The following is a 9,289-nucleotide window of genomic DNA, read 5'->3' on the forward strand; positions in this document are numbered from 1 at the left end:
CCGGGAGATCGCAGCGACCGTTCCGGTCGATCGCAGCCTTCGGCAGCGGCTACAGGGGTTCAGGGGTTCAGGGATTGCGCCGGCAGCCGAGGATCAGCGCCAGCGACAGCAGGGTCAGGCAGGCGCCGCCGATCAGCAGGGGCTGGAAGCCGCCGCTGCCTTCGATCAGCCGGCCGGCCAGCGCGGGGCCGATGGCCAGGCCGCCGCCGATTACCAGGTTGGAGGCGTTCATCAGCTTGCCGGACCGGTCGAGGTCGGCCAGGCAGGCGAGGATCAGCGGCAGGATGAAGGTCCAGGTGAACTTGAAGACCAGGGCGGCGAGGGCGAAGCGCGCCAGGGTCGGCGCCCCTAGCAGCAACAGCACCGAGCCGGCCATCAGGCTGTAGCCGAGCAGCAGCAACGGCAGGCGCGGCAGGCGATTGCCGATCAGCGAGGCGCAGCCGGCGCCGACGATGCCCATGACCGTGGCGACGGCCAGCAGCTCGCCGCTGGCTTGCGCGGAGATGCCGGCCTTGGCGCTGATCGAACCGATAAAGGTCCAGACCCCGCTGAGGCTGATATAGAAACCGAGGATGCCGAGAATGCCGCACAGCCCCTTCCACTGCGGCACGGCGGCGGCCTGCTGTGCGGTTTTTTTGACCGGCGCACCCTGGGGAAAGTAGCGCGCCAAGGGCAGGCACAGGCTCATCAGCAGCGCCAGCAGCAGGTAGCAGGCTGCCAGGCCGTAGTGCTCGAACAACCGCGGCAGAATGCCCAGGCCAATTGCCCCGACCACCAGTTGCCCCATGACCCACAGGCCATAGGCCCGGCTGGGGTTGGCGGTGGAGGCGGCGCTGGACAGGCAGATGATCATCAGCGAACCGCCGGCCAGAGCACTGCAGAAACGCAGGGCCAGCAGCGCGCCATAACCCTGGGCCCAGATCGACAGCAGGTTGGCGACGATGAACAACGCCCCGGCCAGCAGCGCCGCGCGGCGCCAGTCGACGCGCTTGAGCCACCAGAAGGCGGGCAGGGTGGCCAGGCTCATGGCCCCCAGCTCGGTGGAGAACAGGTCGCCGATCTGCGACGGGCTCAGTTGCCATTGGCTGGCCAGTTGCGCGGCCACCGCCGGGGCGGTCATGAGGATGGTCGGGGTGATGGCGGCGAACAGCACGATGGCCGCCAGCAAGGCCAGGGGGGACGCGGTGTTCGGCTGGTCGCCGGTGAGCGCCTGGCTCTTGTCGATCATGGGGGTGGTCATGGTGGGATAGCTCCGGGAAAAAGCGCTTCAGAACACATGGACCAGACGCAACAAGGCGTCGGTGCCGTGGTAGCCATTGCGGGTGGCGACGTTTTGCGAGAGGCCGAACATCAGCTGGTTCTGCTTATCCAGCCAATGACCGACCTCGAAGCCGACCTGGGTGTAGCGCTTGTGGGTGTCGTCGATGCGCTGGTCGTTGATCCGCAGCTCGCCGCCGTCGGCATGGATCAGCCGCAGGGCGCCGTAGGTGCTGGTGGTGAAGTCGTAGGAAGCGAAGGCTTGCAGGCGGTACAGCGGGTCCTGCTTCAGGTCGCTGCCGAAATAGTCGTCGTTCTTGGCGTAGAGCTGGGCTTCGAGGTTGGCTTCCAGCACCCACTTCTCGCCGACGCCCTGGGTGTAGTTGTAAACGAAGGTCGCGCCCCAGCGGTTGGCGCCCGGCGAGACATCCGGATTGTCGCTGTGGTATTCGCCCACCGGCAGGGTGATCAGGGTCAGCAGGCCGCTGTAGGTGCGCGAAGCCGGGTCGTTGATGAAGAACAGGGTGCCGCCGACCTGCGGGTCGCCGAAGCCGCTTTCGCCGGTGTGGCGGGCGGCGCCGGGCAGGCGCGCGTCGATATCGGCGAAGGGCACGATGAATTGCGGGGTGCACAGGGTGCCGCAGATATCGCTGAAAAATACCTGGCGATAGGCCAGGGCGTTGACCTTCAGCTCGGCCTTGCCGGTGCTGTCGGCGGGGCCGTGGAAATCGTCGGCGCGGGTCGCCGGCAGGTACAGCACGCCGAGGCTGGTGCCCGGGGGCGCGCCGAAGAAGTCGCGGGCGTTGAGGTCGGCGGCGCTGGCGTTCAGGCTCAGCAGGGCGCCGGTGAAGGCCAGGGCGGTGCGGCGCGCAAGCGTTGTGGTCATGGGCGTAACCTCTCTTTTTTGAGTTGTTGTGCGGCGAAGCGCTCGCCGGTACGCGGCAGTGGCTGAAAAAAGGGCAAAAGCGCCCCGTGGCCGTCAAAACGACAGCGCGAAAGTCAGTGGTGGAAGCGAGGGTCTGTACGAAAAGTCGGCGAGCGAAGGTCAGGCAAGGCAAAAACAGGCGAGGAACGGCCGGGGTCGCGTTCGACTGTAGGGACCTACATGAGCATTCCGAGCCTGTTTTTAACGCAGCATGACCTGCGTAGCGCCGAAGGCGCCCAGCGTGCAGCCACTTTTCGTACAGAGCCTGGTAAGCGTCAGTCGGGTGGGGCGTGCAGCAGATGGGCGATGCGGGTCTTGTCCTTGACGCCGAGCTTGTTGTAGATGGCGCGGATGTGATGGCGCACGGTGTTTGGCGACAGGCCCAGCTCGCGGGCGATTTCCTTGTAGGTCTTGCCTTCGCCGAAGCCCAGGGCCACGTCGTTCTCCCGTGGGCTCAGTTGGGTCAGCAGCGTGCGGCCGCGGGCGGCGAGCAGGAACAGGTCGCCCACCGGCGAGGCCTCGACTTGCAGGTGGCGGCCTTCATAACCGCCGTCGACCACGGGCCCGGGCAGGCAGGGGCCGCTCCAGTCCGGCCACTCGCCAAGCAGCAGGTCGACGAAGCCGCGTTCGGCGCAATGCAGGGTGCCACGCTGGTCACACACCGCCAGCGCCAGGTTGCGCGGGCTGGTGAGGGTTTCGCGCATGGCCACCAGGGTGCGGATCTGGTTGGCCGACACCGCGGCCACCAGATGCAGCATCAGGTTGTTCAGCAGCAGGCAGTCGTCGGCGTCGAAGCGTGTGGCGCCGGGGGCGCGGTACAGCGCCAGGTGGTCGCTGAGGTGAGTCTGCGGGTCGATGTACACCACGCACAGCAGCTCGCCGATGCCGTAGGTTTTGCCCAGCCAGTTCAGGCCGGGACCGTTGGCCGGGTCGCCCATGTCGACGATCACCGCCTGGCCAGGGTGGGCATGGACCCGGCCGACAGTGACGTCGACGTGCTTGATCGACTGCCAGTCCGGCAGGTAGCTGGGGGGCAGGCGGTGGAGGTAGGAGCTGTGTTCTTCCGGCAGGCCGTCGATCAACGCGGCGCGGCCCCACCAGGCGCTGTCGAAGGGCAGCAACTGACCGATGCGGTTCAGCGCATGGCCATGGAAATGTTCGATGTCCTTGTGCTGCGCCAGGCGCTGCAACTCCAGGGTCAGCGAGCTGAAGGCTTGCAGCAGGCTGGCGTGACCATGTTCATGACGGCTCATGGGGGTGTTCCTCTGTGCGACTTTCTTATTGTTTTCGTCACGGAGTCAGTAAGGACCGGAACGTCCAGGGACGTGGGCAGGGCCTGGGCACGAGTATCGTCGGGTTGGTGGGGGATCGCTATCCTACAGATGCAGGATGAAGAGGCGCTGGCGGGGGAAATTGGCTTCTGTAGGAGCGAAGCTTGCTCGCGATAAATCTGCAACGATAACGCGCGTTGGCGGGTGTATCGCCGCTGCGCGGCTATCGCGGGCAAGCCTCGCTCCTACAGAAAAGCAGCTGATCAACAGGTCAGGCCGCCTGGACGGCCCGCTGCAAACGGTGGAAACCACGGCTGAAATACACCAGCGAGTCGCCGTGTTCGCCTACGCAGATCTCATCCAGTTGCACCAGCATCACCGAGTGGGTGCCGATTTCCTGCACCTCGGTGATCCGTCCCTGCAGGCTGGCCAGGGCACCGTCGAGCACCGGCAGGGCGTCCTGGCCGTCGCGCCAGGGGTGCAGGCTGAAGCGCTGTTCCATCTCCACTCCGGTCATGCCGGCGAAGTGCCGGGCGACTTCTTCGTGTTCGCCGCAGAGCACGTTGATGCAGAGCTGGCCGTTGCGCTTGAACACCGGGTTCAGGGCGCTGTTGCGGTTGACGCAGACCATCAGGCTGGGCGGGCTGTCGGTGACCGAGCAGACCGCGGTGGCGGTGATGCCGCAGCGTCCGGCCGGGCCGTTGCTGGTGATGACGTTGACCGCCGCGGTCATGTGCGCCATAGCGTTGCGAAAGGCTTGTTGCTTGGGATCAAGTTGAGTCATGAGAGATTCCTTTCCTCGGGATTGAACCACGGTATTTGCAGGAGCCGTCGCTCGACGCTCGGTTGCTCGCGAAAAACCTCAAGCCAACGTGGAGTCGCAGATGCCGCGCGTCATCGTTCACGTCTTATCGCGAGCAAGCTTCGCTCCTACAGAAGCGAGGCAGTGGTTACTGGCGGATGCGGTCGAGCATGTTGATGTCGTCCGGATTGGTCAGGTGTGGCACCGTCCAGCCGTCGAGATTGTAGTCGCCCAGGCATTTGTCCACCAATTCGGTCATGGTTTTCATCGAGCCGGTGGCCTGGGCATGGCGCAGGCACTGCATGCGGATTTCGTCCTGGCTGCCGGCGTAGTTGATTTCGTACAGCTCGTGGCGGCCGCCGAACTCGGTGCCGATCGCATCCCACAGCAGCTTGAGGATCTTGATCCGCTCCTCGTGGCCCATGCCCGCCGAGCCCCGGCAATAGGTGCTCAGGTACTGGTTGAGCATCGGGTCCTTGAGGTCGCGGGAGCCGGACGGTAGGTAGATCAGGCCGCTGGCCACCACCTGCTCGATGATCTTCTTGATGTCGGTGTAGGCCTGGGGCGCCAGTACCCGGTAGGCCTGCAAGGCCTGGGCGCTGGGCAGGAAGGCGCCGTTGAGCCATTCGCTGGCGTTGCCGTGCATGGCGTCGGTCAGCGACCAGAACAGGTTGCGCCAGGCCACCACCTCGCCGACCTGCGCCTGCACCCCGCGAAACTCCAGCGAGCCGGTGCACTGCAAGGCCTTGACCAGCAGTCCAGTGATGAAGTCGAGCTTGACCGCCAGCCGTGTACAGCCCTGCATCGGGAACAGCCGGCCGAAGCCGCCTTGCGGGAACCACTGCCGGCAGCGCTCGAAGTCGCGGTAGATCAGCACGTTTTCCCAGGGGATGAACACCTTGTCCATGATCAGGATCGCGTCGTTCTCGTCGAAGCGGCTGGACAGCGGGTAGTCGAACGGCGAACCGGTCATGCCCGCCTGCAGTTCATAGGACGGGCGACAGATCAGCTTCATGCCGCGGGTGTTCATCGGCGCGATGAACATCAGGGCGAAGTCGGTGTTGTCGCCCAAAAGCTGCGCCGAGCCCTGGCCGACGAAGTTGTAGTGGGTCAGGGCCGAGTTGGTGGCCACCACCTTGGCGCCGCTGACGATGATCCCGCCCTCGACTTCCTCGTCCACCGAGATGAACACGTCCTTGACCTGGTCCACCGGTTTGTCGCGGTCGATCGGCGGGTTGACGATGGCGTGGTTGAGGTACAGGCAGGCTTCCTGGATGCGCTTGTACCAGGTGCGGGCGTTGCCTTCGAACTGGCCATAGAACTCCGGGTTGGCGCCCAGGGCGCTGCCGAAGGCGGCCTTGTAGTCCGGGCTGCGGCCCATCCAGCCGTAGGTCAGGCGCGACCACTCGGCGATGGCATCGCGCTGCTGGCGCAGGTCGTCGGCGCTTTTCGCCGAACGGAAAAACTTGTGGGTGTAGCCGCCGTTGCCGGTGTCGGTGTCCCAGCACAGCTTGTCCTTGGTTTCGGGGTCGTGCAGGGCGTCATAGAGGCGCGCCATGGAGGCGGCGGAGTTGCGGAACGCCGGGTGGCTGGTCACATCCTTGACCCGGTCGCCATAAATGTAGATTTCGCGATCATCGCGCAGGCTGGCCAGGTATTCGGCGCCGGTCAGCGGGCGGTTGGTCTCGGCACGGAAGTCTTCGGGTTTCATCATCCACTCCAGTCTTTGTTGTTATGCGTTGTCTTTACGAGCTGGGCCCATGATGGGCAGGACGGGGCGGCGACTGAATGGCTTTTCCGGCGAATGAATTGCACTTTTCATGGGGGGTGGTCATGAGGGGCATGGAGGCCGGTCATGGAGGCTGGCAGCGAGCTTGCCAGGCGATCTGTCTCAGCGGTGAAACACTCCCGGGCGACGAAAAATATTTTCACCGGGGCCTGCAAAAAACCTAAAGCGCTGCCGATATCGCTATTAGGCCCACAGACCAACTACAACAGTGGCGCCCACCTGTCAGGCCGCCAGCCGCCGCTGGTGACGGGGTTCAGTGCATGGATGCTCGCAGTCCTCAATTCCCGAGAGTCATCCTATGTCCCTACGTAATATGAATATCGCGCCTCGAGCTTTCCTCGGTTTTGCGTTCATCGCGTTGCTGGTCATCGCGCTGGGTGTGTTCGCCGTCAACCGCATGTCGATCATCCGACAGGCTTCCCTGGAAATGGAAAGCAACCAACTGCCCAGCGTAGGGTTCCTCGGCAACGTCACCGAAAACGTGCTGCGCCTGCGGATTCTCTCGTTCCGGGTACTGGTCAACCGTGAACCGGCCGGCCTTCAGGAAGCGCAGACGCGTATCGTCGCGCTGGTGGACAAGCTCAAGCAGGCCCAGGCCAGCTACGCCGCCTTGCCGGCGGGGGAAGAGGAGGTGGCCCTGTACAAGACCTTCGCCGCCACCCTGGACAAGTACCTGCAAGCGCAGAACGACATGATGGAGTTGTCGCGACAGAACAAGCTCGAGGAGCTGCGCACCCTGATCAATACGCGGATCAAGGACGGCACCGACCAGATGGGCGAACAGCTGAACAAACTGGTGGCGATCAACAAGGCCGGGGCCACCCAGGCCTCGGATATGGCCGGTGAACATTACCGCAGCGCCATCACCGGCATCATCGCCGTGGCGGTGGTCGCGGCCCTGCTCACGGTGGTGCTGGCCCTGCTGCTGACCCGCAGCATCGTCACCCCGTTGAACCGCGCGGTGCTGGCCGCGCAGACCATCGCCGCAGGCAACCTGACCAAGGCTATCGAAGTCGACGGCAAGGACGAGCCGGCCCGCCTGCTCGTGGCGCTGAACGAGATGCAGGGCAACCTGCGCAAGACCATCGAGCAGATCTCCGGTTCGGCGACCCAGCTGGCCTCGGCCTCGGAAGAACTCAGCGCGGTCACCGAGGAAGCTTCCCGTGGCTTGCAGCAGCAGAACAACGAAATCGAACAGGCGGCCACCGCCGTCAACGAGATGACCGCTGCTGTGGAAGAGGTGGCGCGCAACGCCGTGTCGACCTCCGAAGCCTCGCACCAGTCGACCCAGGCCGCCCGCGAAGGCCGCGACCGGGTGGTGGAAACCGTCGACGCGATCCAGACCATGACCCACGACGTACAAAGCACTTCGGTGATGATCGAAGGCCTGGCTACCCAGGGCCGCGACATCGGCAAGGTGCTGGACGTGATCCGCGCCATCGCCGAGCAGACCAACCTGCTGGCGCTCAACGCGGCGATCGAGGCGGCCCGCGCCGGTGAGGCCGGGCGTGGTTTCGCGGTAGTGGCCGACGAAGTGCGGGCGCTGGCCCATCGCACTGCGCAATCGACCCAGGAAATCGAAAAGATGGTCGCCGGCATCCAGAACGGCACCGGCGAGGCGGTGCAGTCGATGCAGCAGAGCAACCAGCGCACCCAGAGCACCCTGGAAATGGCCCGCGCCGCCGGCGTGGCGCTGGAGCAGATCGCCGAATCGATCAACCTGATCAACGAGCGCAACCTGGTGATCGCCAGCGCCTCGGAGGAGCAGGCCCAGGTGTCCCGCGAGGTCGATCGCAACCTGGTGAACATCCGCGACCTGGCCACCCAGTCGGCCGCCGGGGCCAACCAGACCAGCGCCGCCAGCCATGAGCTGTCGCGCCTGGCGGTGGATTTGAATGCGATGGTGGCGCGCTTTGTGATTTGAGTTAGGGTTGTTGGAATGCGTGCCCAAGGAGAGCGAGATGCGCTATTCAGCCTTGACCCAACGGATCGCCGGCGAAGGTGCCGCGGCCTGGCAGATTCACTACCGCGCCCTGGAGCTGCGCGAGGAGGGCGTCGATGTGCTGCTGCTGACCATCGGCGACCCGGATTTCGACACCCCCAGGCCGATCGTCCAGGCCGCCATCGATAGCCTGCTGGCGGGCGATACCCACTATTCGGAGGTGCGCGGCAACCGTTCGCTGCGCACCCGCATCGCGCACCGGCATGCCACCCGCAGCGGCCAGGCGGTGGACGCCGAGCACGTAGTGGTGCTGCCGGGGGCGCAATGCGCGGTGTTTTCCGTGGCCCAGTGCCTGCTCGATCCCGGCGACGAGGTGCTGGTCGCCGAACCCATGTACGTCACCTACGAAGGGGTGTTCGGCGCCTGCGGGGCCAAGGTGCTGCCGATTCCGGTGCGCCCGGAGAACGGCTTTCGCGTCGAACCCTCCGCGGTCGCCGCGCGCATCACACCGAAGACCCGCGCGCTGATGCTCAACAGCCCGAACAACCCCTCCGGCGCCAGCCTGTCCCGGGAAACCTGGCAGGCCCTGGCGCGCCTGTGCGTCGAGCATGACCTGTGGCTGATCTCCGACGAGGTCTACAGCGACCTGCTGTTCGACGGCGAACACATCAGCCCCGGCAGCCTGCCGGGCATGGCCGAACGCACGGCGACCATCAACAGCCTGTCCAAGTCCCATGCCATGACTGGCTGGCGGGTCGGCTGGGTGGTGGCGCCCCAGGCCCTGGCCGGGCATTTGAGCCATCTGGCGTTGTGCATGCTGTACGGGTTGCCGGACTTCGTGCAGAACGCCGCGGTGGTGGCGCTGGATGCCGACTTGCCGGAGCTGGAGCAGATGCGCGAGGAATATCGCCAGCGCCGCGACCTGGTGTGTGCGCAGCTGAGCCAGTGCCCGGGGCTGAAACCGGTCAAGCCCGATGGCGGCATGTTCGTCATGGTCGATGTGCGGGAAACCGGCCTGGGCGCCCAGCAGTTCGCCGAGCTGCTGCTGGAAGGGCACGGCGTCTCGGTGCTCGCCGGCGAGGCCTTCGGCCCCAGCGCGGCGGGGCATATCCGTATCGGCCTGGTGGTGGATCAACAGCGCCTGGCGGACGCCTGCCAACGGATTGTGCGTTGTACCCAGGATCTGCTCGAAGGCCGATCCTCAAAACGCCGCTGACGGTGTGGCCACCAAGGAAACCTGTAGGAGCGAGGCTTGCCCGCGATGGTCGTTAACGATTACGCGGACTCACTGGATAAACGCGGC

General features: G+C 65.2%; 7 protein-coding genes and 1 pseudogene. 3 read left to right on the forward strand and 5 right to left on the reverse strand.

Annotated features, from left to right (window positions below; translation table 11 throughout):
• Positions 1-67 precede the first annotated feature (67 nt).
• The 5 genes from PVZ78_RS23740 to hpaB form a co-directional block, all read right to left on the reverse strand.
• A complete protein-coding gene (locus PVZ78_RS23740) occupies positions 68-1,228 on the reverse strand; it encodes an MFS transporter (protein WP_273829433.1) in 1,161 nt (386 codons plus the stop codon).
• Positions 1,229-1,267: 39 nt separating this feature from the next.
• Positions 1,268-2,143 carry a transporter gene (locus PVZ78_RS23745; protein WP_009049302.1) on the reverse strand — a complete coding sequence of 292 codons (876 nt, stop codon included), beginning with the start codon at positions 2,141-2,143 and terminating at the stop codon, positions 1,268-1,270.
• A 314-nt stretch (positions 2,144-2,457) separates the two neighbouring features.
• The gene (locus PVZ78_RS23750) at positions 2,458-3,435 is read right to left on the reverse strand and encodes a helix-turn-helix transcriptional regulator (protein WP_028682554.1); all 978 of its coding nucleotides are present in this window, start codon (positions 3,433-3,435) and stop codon (positions 2,458-2,460) included.
• A 289-nt stretch (positions 3,436-3,724) separates the two neighbouring features.
• Positions 3,725-4,237, reverse strand: a complete 513-nt coding sequence (gene hpaC, locus PVZ78_RS23755; RefSeq protein ID WP_009049300.1) for a 4-hydroxyphenylacetate 3-monooxygenase, reductase component — start codon at positions 4,235-4,237, stop codon at positions 3,725-3,727.
• 166 nt (positions 4,238-4,403) lie between these two features.
• A complete protein-coding gene (hpaB, locus tag PVZ78_RS23760) occupies positions 4,404-5,966 on the reverse strand; it encodes a 4-hydroxyphenylacetate 3-monooxygenase, oxygenase component (protein ID WP_273829343.1) in 1,563 nt (520 codons plus the stop codon).
• 391 nt (positions 5,967-6,357) lie between these two features.
• Between hpaB and PVZ78_RS31865 the strand changes: the two are divergent.
• The 3 genes and pseudogenes from PVZ78_RS31865 to PVZ78_RS23770 form a co-directional block, all read left to right on the forward strand.
• A pseudogene (locus PVZ78_RS31865) lies at positions 6,358-7,110 on the forward strand (MCP four helix bundle domain-containing protein); the annotation flags it as partial.
• Positions 7,105-7,968: a methyl-accepting chemotaxis protein gene (locus tag PVZ78_RS31870; protein ID WP_371356829.1), complete on the forward strand. Its 864-nt coding sequence runs from the start codon at positions 7,105-7,107 to the stop codon at positions 7,966-7,968. The pseudogene PVZ78_RS31865 and the gene PVZ78_RS31870, both read left to right, overlap by 6 nt.
• Before the next feature lie 37 nt (positions 7,969-8,005).
• Positions 8,006-9,202: a pyridoxal phosphate-dependent aminotransferase gene (locus tag PVZ78_RS23770; protein ID WP_087090620.1), complete on the forward strand. Its 1,197-nt coding sequence runs from the start codon at positions 8,006-8,008 to the stop codon at positions 9,200-9,202.
• The last annotated feature ends 87 nt before the right edge of the window (positions 9,203-9,289 follow it).

Origin of the sequence: Pseudomonas sp. SBT1-2, from assembly GCF_028640875.1 — a bacterium.
Classification (GTDB): domain Bacteria; phylum Pseudomonadota; class Gammaproteobacteria; order Pseudomonadales; family Pseudomonadaceae; genus Aquipseudomonas; species Aquipseudomonas chlororaphis_I.